The 15,964-nt window shown below is 69.1% G+C and carries 16 protein-coding genes; all 16 read right to left on the reverse strand.

The features are described 5' to 3' along the window. Positions 1 to 112: 112 nt before the first annotated feature. Complete coding sequence (locus AC07NN_RS14615; protein ID WP_494642108.1) at positions 113 to 697, reverse strand: nucleotidyltransferase family protein; 585 nt, start codon at positions 695 to 697, stop codon at positions 113 to 115. After that, entirely contained in the window at positions 694 to 1,497 is an 804-nt protein-coding gene (gene thiD / locus AC07NN_RS14620) for a bifunctional hydroxymethylpyrimidine kinase/phosphomethylpyrimidine kinase (protein ID WP_494642110.1), read from the reverse strand. Before thiD ends, AC07NN_RS14615 begins: the two co-directional genes overlap by 4 nt. Before the next feature lie 61 nt (positions 1,498 to 1,558). After that, positions 1,559 to 1,915 (reverse strand): response regulator, encoded by a 357-nt coding sequence (locus tag AC07NN_RS14625; RefSeq protein ID WP_494642113.1) that lies wholly within the window; start codon positions 1,913 to 1,915, stop codon positions 1,559 to 1,561. Between the two features lie 136 nt (positions 1,916 to 2,051). Next, positions 2,052 to 2,882 carry a dihydropteroate synthase gene (gene folP / locus AC07NN_RS14630; RefSeq protein ID WP_494642115.1) on the reverse strand — a complete coding sequence of 277 codons (831 nt, stop codon included), beginning with the start codon at positions 2,880 to 2,882 and terminating at the stop codon, positions 2,052 to 2,054. A gap of 32 nt (positions 2,883 to 2,914) precedes the next feature. Beyond that, positions 2,915 to 3,379 carry a YbjN domain-containing protein gene (locus AC07NN_RS14635; protein WP_494642118.1) on the reverse strand — a complete coding sequence of 155 codons (465 nt, stop codon included), beginning with the start codon at positions 3,377 to 3,379 and terminating at the stop codon, positions 2,915 to 2,917. A 52-nt stretch (positions 3,380 to 3,431) separates the two neighbouring features. Further along, a complete protein-coding gene (locus tag AC07NN_RS14640; RefSeq protein ID WP_494642121.1) occupies positions 3,432 to 5,915 on the reverse strand; it encodes a PAS domain-containing protein in 2,484 nt (827 codons plus the stop codon). 188 nt (positions 5,916 to 6,103) lie between these two features. Next, the gene (gene ftsH / locus AC07NN_RS14645) at positions 6,104 to 7,984 is read right to left on the reverse strand and encodes an ATP-dependent zinc metalloprotease FtsH (protein WP_494642123.1); all 1,881 of its coding nucleotides are present in this window, start codon (positions 7,982 to 7,984) and stop codon (positions 6,104 to 6,106) included. Between the two features lie 97 nt (positions 7,985 to 8,081). Continuing rightward, entirely contained in the window at positions 8,082 to 9,305 is a 1,224-nt protein-coding gene (tilS, locus tag AC07NN_RS14650; RefSeq protein ID WP_494643957.1) for a tRNA lysidine(34) synthetase TilS, read from the reverse strand. A 189-nt stretch (positions 9,306 to 9,494) separates the two neighbouring features. Next, positions 9,495 to 10,352 carry a tol-pal system protein YbgF gene (gene ybgF / locus AC07NN_RS14655; RefSeq protein WP_494642125.1) on the reverse strand — a complete coding sequence of 286 codons (858 nt, stop codon included), beginning with the start codon at positions 10,350 to 10,352 and terminating at the stop codon, positions 9,495 to 9,497. A 76-nt stretch (positions 10,353 to 10,428) separates the two neighbouring features. After that, entirely contained in the window at positions 10,429 to 10,998 is a 570-nt protein-coding gene (gene pal, locus AC07NN_RS14660; RefSeq protein ID WP_494643961.1) for a peptidoglycan-associated lipoprotein Pal, read from the reverse strand. A gap of 184 nt (positions 10,999 to 11,182) precedes the next feature. Beyond that, complete coding sequence (tolB, locus tag AC07NN_RS14665) at positions 11,183 to 12,493, reverse strand: Tol-Pal system beta propeller repeat protein TolB (protein ID WP_494642127.1); 1,311 nt, start codon at positions 12,491 to 12,493, stop codon at positions 11,183 to 11,185. Between the two features lie 14 nt (positions 12,494 to 12,507). Beyond that, complete coding sequence (gene tolA / locus AC07NN_RS14670; RefSeq protein WP_494642132.1) at positions 12,508 to 13,320, reverse strand: cell envelope integrity protein TolA; 813 nt, start codon at positions 13,318 to 13,320, stop codon at positions 12,508 to 12,510. A 7-nt stretch (positions 13,321 to 13,327) separates the two neighbouring features. Then, complete coding sequence (locus AC07NN_RS14675) at positions 13,328 to 13,849, reverse strand: ExbD/TolR family protein (protein ID WP_494642137.1); 522 nt, start codon at positions 13,847 to 13,849, stop codon at positions 13,328 to 13,330. Between the two features lie 4 nt (positions 13,850 to 13,853). Beyond that, a complete protein-coding gene (tolQ, locus tag AC07NN_RS14680) occupies positions 13,854 to 14,552 on the reverse strand; it encodes a protein TolQ (RefSeq protein ID WP_494642140.1) in 699 nt (232 codons plus the stop codon). A 114-nt stretch (positions 14,553 to 14,666) separates the two neighbouring features. After that, on the reverse strand, positions 14,667 to 15,131 hold the full coding sequence (locus AC07NN_RS14685) for a YbgC/FadM family acyl-CoA thioesterase (RefSeq protein WP_494642145.1): 465 nt from the start codon (positions 15,129 to 15,131) through the stop codon (positions 14,667 to 14,669). Beyond that, positions 15,128 to 15,958 (reverse strand): FtsW/RodA/SpoVE family cell cycle protein, encoded by an 831-nt coding sequence (locus tag AC07NN_RS14690; RefSeq protein WP_494642151.1) that lies wholly within the window; start codon positions 15,956 to 15,958, stop codon positions 15,128 to 15,130. The genes AC07NN_RS14685 and AC07NN_RS14690 overlap by 4 nt, the downstream gene beginning before the upstream one ends. Between the last annotated feature and the right edge of the window lie 6 nt (positions 15,959 to 15,964).

Consider the following 15,964-nt stretch of genomic DNA (forward strand, 5'->3'; position numbering starts at 1 on the left):
TTTATTGTGCTGGTGACAATTGAAGGCCACCCGTTTCCATAACCCGCCGTCATTCCCGCCCTTGTGGCGGGAATGACGGAATGAGTGAGAGGGGGCGGAGGTGTGCGCGCCCCTACCCTTCTACTGAAATCTCCGGCCACCGCGCCTTGGCCGAACCCGTTGTGCGGTCCCAGCCGCCGGCGCCCTTCACCCGCAGGGGATTGGGCTTCAGGCGCAGGGCGAACAGGTCCTCCAGGCCGAAGGGCGCCCAGACGCTCAAGTTGTCGTCCTTCTCCAGCCGAACCCCGACACAGAAGGCCGTGGCGACGAAGCGTTTCAGGGCCGCGGCGCTGTCCTCCAGCGGCGGATAGGGCTCGTCGCCGCCGAACTTCTTCTCGAACCACAGGTGGACGCGGGCCTGGTTGCGGACCTCGACCAGCTCGCGCAGCGGCGGCTGGAACGCGGCGGCGACGCGCTGGATGACGACGTCCTCGGCCTCGTAGCTGGTGTCGCTGTCGTCGTGATAGGCGACGTCGTAGTCCTTGATCCCGTAGTCGAGATCGCGGCCCGTCAGATGGTTCCAGACCGGCTGGTAGACCGCGCCGGAGAAGATCATCCAGTCGGGCAGGTCGAGGTCCCGAACGGTCTTCAGCACCGCCCAGGTACTTGGCGTGGCGCGGACGATGTCGCGCAGGCGGTCTTCCAGGGTCTGGCTCATTTGCGCAGCATCCAGCCGTGATCGAGGGGGCCATGGCCGGCGCCGAAACCGGGGGCGCGTAGCATGGCTTCATGGACATAGTTCCAGGCGCGCGCGACGGCCTCTTCCAGCGACAGCCCCTGGGCCAGGCCGGCGGCGCAGGCCGAGGCCAGGGTGCAACCCGTGCCGTGAGTGTGGCGGCTCTCGATCCGCTCGCCCTCGAAGGTGGTTTCGCCGTCGGCGGTCATCAGCACGTCAACGACGCGTTCGCCAGCGACATGCCCGCCCTTCATCAGCACCGCCTTGGCGCCCAGGGCCAGCAGGGCCTCGCCGGCGCGGCGCAGGTCGTCGGTGGTCTCGGTCGCCAGGCCCGTCAGGGCGGCGGCTTCGGGGGCGTTGGGGGTCAGCAGGGCCGCACGGGGGATCATCAGGCTCTTCACCGCGCCGATGGCCGCCTCGGCCAGGAGCGACGCGCCGCCCTTGGCGATCATCACCGGATCGACGACGGCGGGGACCTTGCCCGCATGGTCGATGGCGGCGGCCACGGTCTCGACCACGGCCGCGTCGCCCAGCATGCCGGTCTTGATGGCGTCCGCGCCGATGTCGTCCAGCACCGCCCGCGCCTGAGCGGCGATCACGTCCAGCGGGATAGGGTGGACGCCGGTGACGCCCAGGGTGTTCTGCACGGTGACGGCGGTGATCGCGGTGGCCGCGTAGCCGCCCAGGGCGGTGATGGTCTTGATGTCGGCCTGGATCCCCGCGCCGCCGCCGGAATCGGATCCGGCGATGACGAGGACACGGCCTTTTGAGGCGTTGGACATCCCCGGTGTTTAGGCGGGAATCGGAGCACCGGAAACTCCCTTCCCCCTTGATGAGGGAAGCTTAGGCCGCCGCCATCGCGTGGTGCCACGCGCCCGCCAGGTCGCCGGGGCGGATGGGTTTCTGGACGACGGACTCGCTGTCCTGCCCGGCCAGGGCCTTGGCGTGGCCGGTGACGTAGACGACCGGAATGGGTCCCAGGTGGGCCATGATCATCTTCACGGCCTCGACGCCGGTGCCGTCGACGATGCGGTAGTCGGCCGTGATCAGGTCGGGCTTTCGCATCAGGGCGCTGTCGAGCGCCTCCAGCGGGCTCTCGGCGATGGCGATGCTGGTGAAGCCCTGCTCCTTAAGCAGTTCCTCGATTTCCAGCGCGATCAGGATTTCGTCTTCGATGATCAGGGCGTGGCGCGGGCGCATCGTTCTTTAGCTTTCGAAAGGCCGACCCGGACTATCTAAGCTCGGTGATTCCCCAACCCGCAAGCGAGACTGGAGGCCAGCCTCAACCCGGACCCGCGCCTATCCGCGCGTAACGCCGATAAGACAAGGGATTGGCTCAGGTGCGCGAAATTGCCGCCTGTACGTCCAGGGCCTGGACCGTCTCGCGCACGTCGTGGACGCGCACCGCCGCCACCCCCGCCGCCGCCCCGGCCAGATGGGCGGCCAGCGAGCCGCCGAGACGGTCGGTCGCCTCGCCGGCCGAAGGATCGATCTCGGCGATGAACCGCTTGCGGCTGGCCCCCAGCAGGATCGGATAGCCCAGGGCCACGAAGCGCGGCAGGGCGGCCAGCAGGGCCAGGTTGTGTTCGACGGTCTTGCCGAAGCCGATGCCGGGATCCAGCCAGATCCTGTCCTTGGCCACCCCGGCGGCCATGGCCGTGAAGGCGCGGGCCAGCAGGAAGGCCTCGACCTCAGCGACCACGTCGCCATAGCGGGGGGCGTCCTGCATCGTGCCGGGCTCGCCCAGCATGTGCATCAGGACAACCTCGCAGCCCAGCTCGGCGGCGACTTCGGGCGCCTGGGGCGCGAAACGCAGCGCAGCCACGTCGTTCCAGATCGTCGCCCCGGCCTTGACCGCCGCGCGGGCGACGCCGGGCTTCATGGTGTCGACCGAGATCGGGATGTCGCTGGCCTTGCGGATCGCCTCGATCAGCGGAACGACGCGCAGGATCTCGTCGAACTCCGAGACCGGCGCCGCGCCCGGCCGGGTGCTCTCGCCGCCGATGTCGAGAATGTCCGCGCCCTGGGCGATCAGCCGGCGCGCGTGCTCGATCCCGTCTGCCGTCGACACGAACCTCCCGCCGTCCGAGAAGCTGTCGGGCGTGACGTTGACGATGCCCATGACCCTGGGACGGGACAGGGGGCGGCGGGCGCTAACGGCGGTCATGACGTCGTTCTAGGCCCGGATGCCGGCCCCGCCTAGAAGTCGATAAACTTGGAGAAGTCGCCGATCATGCCGGTCCAGATGCCGAAGTCGTCGTCCAGGCCCGAATAGGTGCGGCCGGCGTTCAGGTTGACGTCGTACTGGACGTAGGGGTCGTTGTCGTCGTCCAGATAGGCCTTCAGGTAGCGGTTCTTGCGGTTCCACTCGTTGACCTTGGCCAGGGAGGTCCCCTTGTCCAGGTCGAAGCCCGCCGAGAACTGCAGCGCTTTGCAGCGCCCTTCCGCGCAGTCGTAGAAGTAGACGAAGAAGTTGTGGCCGGCGGTGGCGCTCTTGATCATCGGATCGCCGCTGGCGTCCTTGGTCAGCTCGGCCTTGTAGCCGGCCTTCTGCAGCCAGGCCTGGACCTCCGGCCCCGTCAGGCCGTCCTTGTGGATCGCCTCGGCCTGGGCGCTTCCCGCCAGGGCGACCGCCGCCGCCAGACCCAAGATCATCGCTCGCATCGACGCCTCCCGCACAGTCCATGGCAAGGCTAGCGCGGGACCCGCATGCGCTCTAGCCCTCGCGCAGCATCCGATCGACCCGAACCGTCAGGTCGTTGACGGCGAAGGGCTTGGTCAGCACCTCCATGCCGTGCTCGATATGGCCGTGGTTCAGCACGGCGTTCTCGGCATAGCCGGTGATGAACAGCACCTTGAGCCCCGGCTTCAGCGCGCGGGCGCCGTCGGCGACCTGGCGGCCGTTCAAGCCGCCCGGCAGGCCGACATCGGTGACCAGCAGATCGATGTGGCTGTTCGATTGCAGGATCCGCAGGCCCGACGCCCCATCGGGGGCCTCCAGGCACGCGTAGCCAAGCTCGGCCAGGGTGTCGACGACCAGCATCCGCACGGTTGGTTCGTCGTCGACCACCAGCACGGTCTTGCCCGCGTGGGCCATGGTTCCGTCCGGCGCCTGCTCGGTCGACTCGGCCTCCTCCTCGCCCAGGTGGCGCGGCAGGTAGAGGCAGACCATCGTGCCCTGCCCGACCTCGGAATAGATCCGCACATGACCGTTCGACTGGCGGGCGAAGCCGTAGACCATGGAGAGGCCCAGGCCGGTGCCCTGGCCGATCGGCTTGGTGGTGAAGAAGGGGTCGAACACGCGCTCCAGCGTCGCCTTGTCGATCCCCGAGCCGGTGTCGCTGACACAGACCGAAACGTACTGGCCCGCCTCCAGCCCGTGGTCGCGGGCGGTCCGGGCGTCCAGCCAGCGGTTGCCCGTCTCCAGCGTGATCTTGCCGCCGTCCGGCATGGCGTCGCGGGCGTTGATGCAGAGGTTCAGCAGGGCGTTCTCGAGCTGGTTGGCGTCGACCAAGGTCGGCCACAGCCCGGCGGCGGCGATCATCTCGACATCGATCGCGGGTCCCACCGTGCGGCGGACCAGCTCGACGAACTCGGCCATCAGCCGGTTGATGACCACCGACCGGGGAGCCAGGGTCTGGCGGCGCGAGAAGGCCAGCAGGCGATGGGTCAGGGCCGCCGCCCGCCGCGCCGCTCCCTGGCCGGCGTTCAGGTAGCGGTCGACATCGGCCGAGCGTCCCTGGGCCAAGCGCGCGCCGATCATCTCGAACGAGCCGGAAATGCCGGCCAGCAGGTTGTTGAAGTCGTGGGCCAGGCCGCCGGTCAGTTGGCCGACGGCTTCCATCTTCTGAGCCTGGCGCAGGGCTTCTTCGGCCTCCCGCAACCGGTCCTGCTCGGCCAGTCGCCCGGTGACGTCGTAGACGAACTGATAGGCCCCAATCTGCACGCCGTCGGCATCGAGCAGGGGGTGAAACCGCATCTCGTAGAAGCGCCGTTCGCGGTCCGGGTCGCCGAACTCGCCGATCTCGACAAAGGCCTCGCCGCTCAGGGCGCGGCCCCAGACGGCGCGGACGGCGGCCTGATGCTCGGGCTTGTCCATCAGCAGGTCCAGCATGTTGTCGCCCACCTGGGGCCGGACGCCGAAGATCCGCTGGAACTCGCCCGCCGAGGCGCCGTTGATCGCCAGCCAGTTCAGGTCCATGTCCGCGACCTGGACGAAGATGTTGGTGCCCTCGACGATGTCGGCCAGCAGGCGACGCTCGGCCAGGGCCTCGGTGACGCGCAGCTCCAGCGTCTCGTTCACCTGCTGCAGCAGCCCCTCGGCCTGCTTGCGGGCGGTGACGTCCTGGAACAGCACCGCCACCTGGCGCAGCTCGGGCGGCTCGATGCGGAAGGCCGACAGTTCCAGGTAACGTCCCGTCGCCACCAGCTCCTGCTCGAAGCGGATCGCCTGACCCGAGCGCAGCACCGCCCCGTAGCGTTCGACCCAGCTGCCGGCCTCGGCGGGCACCATCTCGCGCACCTTCTGGCCAACGACGTTGGGGATGCCCGCGTGGCGCTCGTAGGCGGCGTTGGCCATGACGTGGACGTAGTCGCTCAAGGGGCCGAACGGACCGTCCAGGAACTCGATGACGCAGAAACCCTCGTCCATCGACTCGAACAGGGCGCGATAGCGGCGCTCGTCCTCCAGGTGGGCCTGCTCCCGGCGGACACGTTCGGTGATGTCGTTGCAAAGGACGTGGACGCCCACGACGGCGCCGCCCTCGTCGCGCACGGGCGAGAACATGAGGTTGCACCACGCCGCCTCGCCGGCGGCGCGGGTGAAGGCGACAGACTCCTGGACGACGCTGTCGCCCGCCTGGGCGCTGGCCAGCATCGGCAGGCCGGCCGGGATCGGGAAGACCTGCGCGAACGACGCGCCCAGGGCCACGGCGTTGGCCGCGCCCAGCAGGCCTCGGGCGGCGTCGTTGTGCAGGAGGACGGCCTCGGGGCCCCAGACCAGGAAGGTTGGGATCGGCGAGGCCAGCATCATGCCGGTGGCGATCTTCAGGGCCGAGGGCCAGGTCTCGGGCGCGCCCAGCGGTGACGTCGACCAGTCGCGCGCGGCCACCGCCGCGCCCATCTCGCCGCCTCCCCTCAGGAAGGCGGGAACGTCGGACGCGTCGCGTACCGAGCCCGAGGACTCGTCGTTTGTGGCCATGGTTCCCAAGTCGCAGAAGCCCCTGCCACTCGCGAGCGGCAAAGCTTGAACGGACAAATCGCCTCGTGGTTGCCTCGTCAACGGAAGAAGTCGCGCCGGAAGGCCTGGCCCCGCCCCCACAATGGGTGGCAGGCAAGAAAAAAGCCGACCCTTGCGAGCCGGCTTGATCCTTTGGCGGGGCGGAAGCCCTAGGCGGTGACGCTGGCGCCGGCCCCGGGGGACAGGGGCACCAGGGACGGAGCGACCACGGTTTCCTTGGTTTCTTCCTCGTCGCGCTTGGGAACCTCGCCCTTCATGACGCCGATGATCTCGTCGCCGCTCAGGGTTTCGAACTCCAGCAGGGCCTTGGCCACCACGTGCAGATTGTCGAGCTCGTCGGTCAGGATCTTGCGGGCGTCGTCCTCGCCGGTCTTGACCAGGCGACGGACTTCCTTGTCGATCTTGATCATGGTCTCGGGCGAGACGTTCTGGGTGCGCGCGACCGAGTGGCCCAGGAACACCTCGTCCTGGTTGTCGCCATAGGCCACGGTGCCCAGCTCGTCGGAGAAGCCCCAGCGGGTGACCATGTTGCGGGCCAGGCTGGTGGCGGCGCTGATGTCGCTCGAAGCGCCCGAGGTGATCTTCTCCTTGCCGAAGATCAGTTCCTCGGCGACGCGGCCGGCCATCATGATGGCCAGGCGCGAGGTCATCATCTCGAAGCTCATCGAGTAGCGGTCGCCCTCGGGCAGCTGCATGACCATGCCCAGGGCGCGACCGCGCGGCACGATCGTGGCCTTGTGGACCGGATCGGCGACGGGGACGCGCAGGGCCACCAGGGCGTGGCCCCCCTCGTGATAGGCTGTCAGCTTCTTCTCGGCGTCGCTCATGGCCATCGAGCGGCGCTCGGCGCCCATCATGACCTTGTCCTTGGCCTGCTCGAAGTCCTGCATGGTGACCATGCGGCGGTTCTTGCGGGCGGCCAGCAGGGCGCCTTCGTTGACCAGGTTGGCCAGGTCCGCGCCCGAGAAGCCCGGGGTGCCGCGCGCCAGCGTCTTGACGTCGACGTCGGCGGCCAGCGGCACGTTCTTCATGTGAACGCGGATGATCTTCTCGCGACCGGCGACGTCCGGGTTCGGCACCACGACCTGACGGTCGAAGCGGCCCGGACGCAGCAGCGCGGGGTCCAGAACGTCCGGACGGTTGGTGGCGGCGATCAGGATGATGCCTTCATTGGCCTCGAAGCCGTCCATCTCGACCAGCAGCTGGTTGAGGGTCTGCTCGCGCTCGTCATTGCCGCCGCCCAGGCCGGCGCCACGGTGGCGACCGACGGCGTCGATTTCGTCGATGAAGATGATGCAGGGGGCGTTCTTCTTGGCCTGCTCGAACATGTCGCGCACGCGGCTGGCGCCGACGCCGACGAACATCTCGACGAAATCCGAACCCGAGATCGTGAAGAACGGCACGCCCGCCTCACCCGCGACGGCGCGGGCGATCAGGGTCTTGCCGGTGCCGGGAGGGCCGACCAGCAGGGCGCCCTTGGGGATCTTGCCGCCCAGGCGCTGGAACTTGGCCGGGTCCTTCAGGAAGTCGACGACCTCCTGCAGTTCTTCCTTGGCCTCGTCGACGCCCGCGACGTCCTCGAACGTGATGCGGTTCTTGTTCTCGGTCAGCAGGCGAGCCTTGGACTTGCCGAAGCCCATGGCGCCCTTCGCCCCGCCCTGCATCTGACGCATGAAGAACAGCCAGACGCCCACGACCAGCAGGATGGGCAGCAGCTGGACCAGGATGGCCAGGAAGCTGATCGAGCCGCTCTTGAACTTCACGTCGGCGTTCTTGGCCACCATGCGGTTGACCAGTTCGTCGGAGTTGATCGGCGCGTTGACGGTCAGGGACTTACCCTGGGCGTCCTTGGCGATGACGGTCTGCCCCGCGATCTCGGCCGACTTGATCTTGCCGGCGTCGACCTGCTTGAGCAGCTGCGAATAGCTGACCTCGCCGGTGTTTCGCTTGTTCGCGTTCTGGCTGACGAAGAACACTCCGACCAGCACCGCCACGATCACCAGCCAGATGGCCGCGTTCCTGAAATTCATACGCCTTGTCTTCCCAACGGTTAGGGTCTTCCCAACGAATAGGGTTCTCGACCTCCCAAGATAGGAGGTCGCGAGCGCTTGCGCCACGCACGTGACGTCAGGTCACGGATTCTTGGTCGCGAAGGCCGATCGCGGCCTCGAAGCGACCCAGAATGAGCAGGCGCGCACGCTCTCCTCCTTCGGCTGCAAGGTCCGGGCCGTCAAGCGCCACAGGAGCCGGCGCCGCGCCTTGACGCAGGATTAGCGGCAAGGCGGGCCTGGCGGGGGCGGGTATGCGGGCAAGCATCGCGCGCTGGGTGGAGCACAGCCGCGACGCCTGACCCTTAAGGGCGATGACGGTCAGGGGCGCGGCGCCGGCGGTGACCTCCCAGCGACCGTCCCAGACGCCGGCCTCGCCGGGGGCCAGAACGAGCGGCGCCAGGCCGCCGCGCGCGGCTTCGCCGGCGTCGCGACAGACCAGAACGTCCTCGCCCGCCTCGACCCGCGCCCCGCCCAGGGTGGCGGCGAAGGCCTCGCCCGACCGCAGCCGCGCGACCAGCCGCGCAAGCCGCCCCCCGCGGGGAGGACGCTCGGTCCCGGCGGCGCACAGCAGGGCGGCGGCCAGCTGACTGGCGACGATGTCTCGGGGCAGTCGGATGGCGCCGCTGGAGTCGACGCTGAAGGCGGGCGGAGCCGGTACTAGCGCTGCAGAGGCTCCCGCTTCCTCCGCTCCGGCGGCGCGGGCCCGCGCGCGCGCGTAGCGGAGGTCGTCATTGGCCGGATCGTCGAGCCAGGTCTCGCCCTGAGCGGTCAGGGCGGCGCGGATCTCGGCGCGGGTCAGGGCCAGCAACGGCCGCAGCAGGAAGACGTCCCGCCCCTCCGGCCAGACCGGCGACGGCGCCCATTCGCGCGGATCGGAAACCGTGGAGCCCTCGGCCCGCATGGCGGCGGCCTCGGCGATGTCGCTGGCGGTGTGGCCCAGCAGCAGGACCTTGGCTCCAGCCTCGCGGGCGGTGGTGGCGAGCAAGCCGTGGCGGGCGCGGCGGGCGGCGGCGGGAACGCCGGTCGCGGGCTTGTCGCCGATCCAGGCCAGGGTGCGCGCCTCAACCCCGAGCGCGATGGCCTTGGCGACGGCGTCGGCGGTCCAGCGCTGGCTGTCGGCCTGGAGCCGGTGGTCGACGATCAGCGCCAGCACGGGCCGGCCACGCGGCCGCGCCCAATCCAGCACCGTCTTCAGCAGGAACAGGGAGTCGCCGCCGCCCGAAAAGCCGACGGCGACGGGGGCGGCGCTGGCGGCGTCGAGGCGGCGGTCGAGAATTGCTTCGATCGAGCCGCGTCCCATTTCCGCACCCAGCTTCAAATCCATCGCCTTCCTGGGCCTTGTGCCCAGGACCCATGGTTCCGCCGGGCTCGGCGACGATCAGTGGTCTCGGCCACGCTGGCGTGCACCTTCGAACAGCAAGTCTGCTGAACGATGGGCCCTAGGCACAAGGCCTAGGGAGGCAGGGTTTGTAAGACTCTAGCGAAAACCCTACGCGCACTTGGCCGCGACGCGGGTGGAAGCCGCGCGCGAGACGACCTGGGCCGGGGCCTTTGGGTAGCGCTTGGTCAGCTCGTCCAGGGTGCGGCAGGCCTCTGTTGTCTTCTTCAGGGCCACCATCGAGCGGGCCAGCTTCAGGGTCGCGTCCGGACCCCAGCTGGTCTGCGGCCAGCCCCGGATCGCGCCGATATAGTTGCCGGCGGCGTCGGAATAGGCCTCGCGCACGAACTGGGTCTCGCCCAGCCAGTAGCGAGCTTCCGGCGTGCGCGTGCTTTCCGGATAGTTGTTCACGAAGGCCGAGAAGGCCTGCTCGGCGCTGCCGTAGTCGCCGGCCAGCAGCAGATCCTTGGCCTGCTTGAAGGCCACGGCCGTATCGGCCGGCGGCGGGGGCGGCGGCGGCACGGCGCCGGCGACCGGCGCGGCGGCGACGACCTGGGCGGCGTTGGCCTGCAGATCGGCCAGGGCCTTCTCGACGCCGGCCAGGCGCTGCTCCAGTGCGTCGGCGCGGGCCTTCTGCTCGGTCGCGGCCCGGTTGGCCTTGGAGAGTTCGAAGGTCACGGCCTCGTTCTGGCCGTTCAGCTTGGTCAGGGTCTGCTCCAGGTCGGTCAGGCGCTCGTTCAGCGCGGCGATCTGGGCGTCGGTCTCCGCCGGCTGGACGACGACGGGCTTACCGGTGTCGCGCCCCTGGAAGACGATGGCGCGCAGCTCGCGGACCACCTTCTCCATGCGCTCGATGCGCTTGGCCGAGCGGTCGTCCAGCGGATCGGCCGGCGGCAGCGGGGTCTGGGCGACGGCCACGGCGGCGGTCGACGACAGCAGGACGGCGAGCAGGGCGGATTTCAGCTTCATGACCGTGATTTACCGGTAGGACGCGGACAAAACTAGGGCGGCAACTCTTTCGAGCCGCCGCCCTAAAACCTTCAGCTTAGCGAGCGCCGTCCGTGATGGCCGTGCGGCCGTTACGGTTCTTGGCCCAGGCTTCTTCGCTCGTGCCCGGATCGATCGGACGTTCCTTGCCGAACGAGATCGTCTCGATGCGCGCGGCCGCGACGCCCTGGGCGATCAGGAAGTCGCGCACGGCGTTGGCGCGGCGAGCGCCCAGAGCCAGATTGTACTCGCGGGTGCCGCGTTCGTCGGCATTGCCTTCGATGCGGACGCGGACCGACTGGTAGCGGTTCAGCCACTGGGCCTGCCCGGCCAGGACCGGCTGGGCGTCGGCGCGGACCGAGTATTCGTCGGTGTCGAAATAGACGCGGTCGCCCACGTTCACGACGAAGTCCTGCACCGAACCCGGCAGCACGCCGCTCGAGACCGGCGGTTGGGTCGGCGGGACGTAGGGATTGCTCGGTTGGGTCGGCGCCGGCGGTTGCGGGGTCGGCGCGACAGGCTGGGGCTTCGGGCGCGAAGCGCAGGCGGCGAGCGACGCGGCGGCGACGCCGACGAGCGCCAGTCTAACGGCGCGCTGGGTGTCGAAGCTCATCCAGTTTCTCCTCAGTCTACGAACTCTGGACATGATCCATACCTGCCGAAGCTTTGGAATGGACCCTCTAAATGCCTGACGAACCTCACAATGATGTCAGAAGGCCGTCAAGCGAATGCGGATTCACTTCCGACGCGAAAGTCGGCTCCACGACCTTGAACGCTCGCGCAAGGCCCAGGTTGCCCCAAGCGTGTGTCAATCAGTCCAGCAGCGGCGACCAGGCCGGATCGGAACCGGAGCCCGAATAGGCCGCCGGACGCAGGATCCGGCCGGTGATGTCCACCGTCCACAGACGCGGATTGCCGCTCGAACCTTCGCGGAAGAACATCAGCACACGGCCGTTCGGCGCCCAGGTCGGGCCCTCGTCCAGGTAGCTGGTGGTCAGCAAACGCTCGTCGCTGCCGTCCGCGCGCATGACGCCGATGTGGAACTCGCCGCCCGTCTGCTTGGTGAAGGCGATGAAGTCGCCGCGCGGGCTCCAGACCGGGGTCGTATAGCGGCCGCCGCCGTACGAGATGCGGCGCACGCCCGAGCCGTCGGTGTTCATCACATAAAGCTGGGCCTGGCCGCCGCGGTCGGAGTTGAACACGATCTTCGACCCGTCCGGCGAGAACGACGGCGAGGTGTCGATGGCCGGGTCGGTGGTGATGCGCGACGAGGCGCGGCTACGCAGGTCCATCAGGTAGATGTCGCTGTTGCCGGCCTTTTCGACCGAGAACGCCACCTTGCTGCCGTCCGGCGAGAAGCGCGGGGCGAACACCATGCCCGGGAACTTGCCGACCGTTTCCTGGCGGCTGGTCTCCAGGTTCAGCAGGTAGATCGACGACCCGGTCGGCCGCAGGGCCATGTAGGTCAGTTCCTGGCTGGTCGACGAGAAGCGCGGCGTCATCACGATGTACGAGCCGTCGGTCAGGTACTGCGGGTTGGCGCCGTCCTGGTCCATGATCGCCAGGCGCTTGATGCGGTTCAGCTTCGGGCCGCTCTCGGCGACGAAGGCGACGCGGGTGTCGAAATAGCCCTTCTCGCCGGTCAGCCGCTCGTAGACGGCGTCGCTGATCTTGTGGGCCACGCGGCGCCAGTTGTCGGGCGTCGAGGAAAACTGCAGACCCAGCAGCTGCTGCTGGCTGAACACGTCCCACAGGCGGAAGTCGACGCGCAGGCCGCCGTCGGGGCCGACCGTGACCTGGCCGTTGATCAGGGCCTGGGCGCCCGTCGCCTGCCAATCGGGGAAGCGCGGCTGGACGTTGACGTCCTGCAGCTTGTCGGGGACGGCCGAGACGTTCAGCGGCTGGAACAGGCCCGAGCGCTCGAGATTGCCGGTGATGACCTGGGCGATCTCCGCGCCGCGATTGGCGCCCGAAAAGGCCGGCACCGCGATCGGCATCGGCTTGACCGCGCCCTTGTCGATGTCGACCTGGATCTGGGCGCTAGCCACGGTCGGCAGCGCCGCGACGGACAGGGTCACGGCGAAGACGGCGGCCAGGCCGGCGAACACGGACTTGAGGGTCATGTCTTTCGTCTTCCCTATCGCGCGGCGCAGGCGTCTCGCGCCTTGAAGTTCAATTCCAACGCTTGACCATAGTAGTCGGGCGGCAAGCCTTCGAAAGGCGCGGATTGATAAACCGCGCGAATGGCGCGGTCGGCCGCAGCTTTGACAGTCGAGTTTGGCGAGTTTTCGGCGCCGCCGGCGGTCACCTGTCCCTGGATGCGACCGCCCAGGACCAGCCTGAAGGTCACCTTCACCTGGACGTCGGAGCCGCCTTCGACCTCGCAATTGGGATTCCAGCGGCGCTGGATCTCGTCCTTCATGCCCGCGATGGCCGCCGCCTGCAGACCGGTCATGGCGCCGGCGCCCGGACGGGCCTGGGTAGCCGTCTCCTGGCGCGCGGGTCCTGGGGCCGCGTTCGAGGTCGGCTTGCCGGTCGCCTTCTTGGTCTTGGCGATCGAGGCCTCCAGCGAGGCGAAGAAGTCCTCGGACTTCTTCTGTTGGGTCGGCTTGGTCGGCGTCGGGGTCGGCGCGGGCTTGGGAACCGTCGCCGGCTTCGGCGGGGCCGACGCGGGCGTGGGGGTTGGGGCAGGCGTCGGCGCCGGCGGCTGCGGCGTCGCCTCGGGCGTCGGGGTCTCGGCCTGGGCCGTCTGGTCCTCGGCCGCCTCGACGGCCGGGCGCACATTGGTCGGACCCTCGGTGACGATGGTCACCGGCACCGCCTCGCCGATGGTGATCGGCTTGGCCGGCGCCGACGGCAGGCCGAACGCGATCAGCGCCGCCACGGCTCCGTGCAGCGCGACCGAAGCCAGCAGGCCCGGAGAGATCGTCTGTTCGCGGCGGACGCTCATACAGTGCCTACTGGGCCGGCCGCAGGTCGGCCGAGCCCTCCGGCTGGGCGTCCTTAGGAGCCGCGCCCGAGGACGGACCGCCCGTCTCGGTGATCAGATTGATCTTGTTGAAGCCCGCGTTCGACAGGCCCGCCATCACCTGGGCGACGACCGCGTAGGTCGCCCCGCCGTCGGCGCGGACGAAGAGCGGCTTGTCGTAGCCGTCGCCGGCGATGGCGCTGATGCGCGGCGCCAGATTCTCGAACGGGATCGGCTGCTCGCCGACGAAGATCTCGCCATCCTTGCGGATCGAGACCGTGATCGGCTCCTGCTGGTTCTGCAGGGCGGCGGCCTCGGTCTTGGGCAGCTCTAGCGGCACGCCGGCGGTCAGCAGCGGGGCGCTGATCATGAAGATGATCAGCAGCACCAGCATGACGTCGACCAGCGGGGTGACGTTGATCTCGGACAGGGCCCCGCGCGAGCGGCGGCCGCGACGGCGGCGACCACGACCGCTGTTGGTGGCGAAGGCGTCGTTGGACGACATCGACATGGGATCAGACCCGTTCCGACAGGCGACGCTGGATCGCGGTCGACAGGTCGTCGGCGAAGCCTTCCAGGCGGCCGGCGTACTTGCCCGCGTCGGTCGAGAACTTGTTGTAGGCGATATAGGCCGGGATGGCGGCGATCAGGCCGACGGCCGTGGCGAACAGGGCTTCGGCGATCGACGGGGCGACGACGGCCAGCGAGGTGTTCTTCGAAATCGCGATGTTCTGGAAGGCGTGCATGATGCCCCAGACCGTGCCGAACAGGCCGATGAACGGGCTGGCGGTGGCGACGATGGCCAGGCTGCCGAGGCCCTCTTCCACCTTGGCGCTCTCGCGGGCGATCGTGGTGTCCATGATCCGGTCGATGCGGGCGACCAGGAAGGCGGCCTGGTTGTCGGTGAGGCTGCCGCGCGCCTTGGCCTCGCGCCATTCCTTCAGCGCCGCCTGCAACATGCGCGGCAGGGCGTGGCGCGGATTGGCGCCGGCCTCGCCCGCGACGTCCTCCAGCGAACGGCCGCCGCTGACCTGGTCCTCGAACCGGTCGGCGGCGCGGTTCAGCGCCGCGAAGCGGAAGAGCTTGTCCAGGATCACGGCCCACGAGCCCAGTGAAGCCAGGATCAGACCGACCATGACGGCCTTCACGACCCAGTCGGCCTGCATGAACAGGGCGAAGAACGAGAAATTCGGTGCGGCGGCCGAGGCGTCCATGCGGGATAGGCTCCGTGGGGCGTCTGATCAGGACTTGAATGCGCCGTATGGCATGAAGCAGCGCTTGGGTGAAACTATGACAATCGCCGAGCGATCCCGAAAAACGGTGTCATTCTAACCTTCGGGCGCCAGCCAGGCTTCCAGCTGGGCCCGCATCTCGGCGGTCGGCTTGCGCGGACGGCCGTCCAGGGTGATGCACACCGCCTCGCCCGCCGCCTGGCAGATCAGCTCGTCGCCGCGCGTGATCCTCTGGCTGACATAGAGGCGCGGCCCCTTGATCCGGTCGTAGGTCGTGCGGACCACCAGGGCGTCGTCGACCCGCGCCGAGCGCTTGAAGTCCAGCTCCATCCGCACGATGGCGAAGGCGGTGTCGGCCTTGGCCAGCTCGGTGTGCGAGATACCCACCATCCGGAAGAAGTCGCTCCGCCCCCGCTCGAAATAGCGCAGGTAGTTGGCGTGATAGACGATCCCCGAGAAGTCGGTGTCCTCGTAATAGATCCGCACCGGCAGCTGATGCTCGCGGCCGGAGAACACGCCAGCGGTGGGTTCGGGGGCGGTAGGTTCGGGCGGGGTGGTCATGCACGGGCCTCGTCGCGGGAACGTCCCGACATGGACGCCAGCCCGATCGAAAGCAACCACCCCAGCACCGGCGAGGCGCCCGCCCCGATGACCGGCGCGGGGTAGTTGGCAATCAGGTTGGCCAGGACGAAGCCCGCCCAGGCGGCGGCGAGGGCCTGGGTGGCGGGGGTGCGGCGCTTCCAGAACATGGCGACCGGCAGCAGGAGCAGGGCGATGGCGGCCAGGCCGCCGATGGTCGGGGCGGCCTCGAAGGCGCGGCGGACGACCAGTTCGACGTGATCGACGGCCGGCAGCGGATCGGGACGGCTCAGCGCCCAGCCGGCGCAGAGCGCGCCGACCGCGACGAGGATCGACGCCAGCCGACGCTTGGCCTTGTCGATCAGCGCCACGACCAGCAGCGCCAGGGTCAGGGCCAGGACGGCCGCCGCGTCGGGCTGGAGCGCCAGGACACCCAGCAGCGCGGCCAGCAGCAGGGCGGCGCCGGCGTCGAGGCGCTGGGCCGCGATCCAGGCCGCGAGGGGAATGAGCAACGAAGCCGCGTGCAGCTGGATCGAGCCCGCGTCGACCCAGCGACGGACGCCTCCCATCGAGACGCCGGCGACCAGGACGAAGGTCTCGGCGGCCAGCACCAAGGCCAGCAGGAGCACCGCGACCACCGGTCCCGGCGGCCGGGCGATCCAGGCCGCGATCAGCGCCGGGAGGGCGCCGACGGCGACCGCTACGCCTTGCAGGATCATCGCCGAGTCCGAACCGCCCGCCGCCCGGATGGCCAGGACCGACACCGCCAGCGTGGCGAGAACCTGGAAGGCGACGGCGGTCCTGCGCATGGCCGG

The organism is Caulobacter sp. GW821-FHT09H08 (assembly GCF_059415885.1).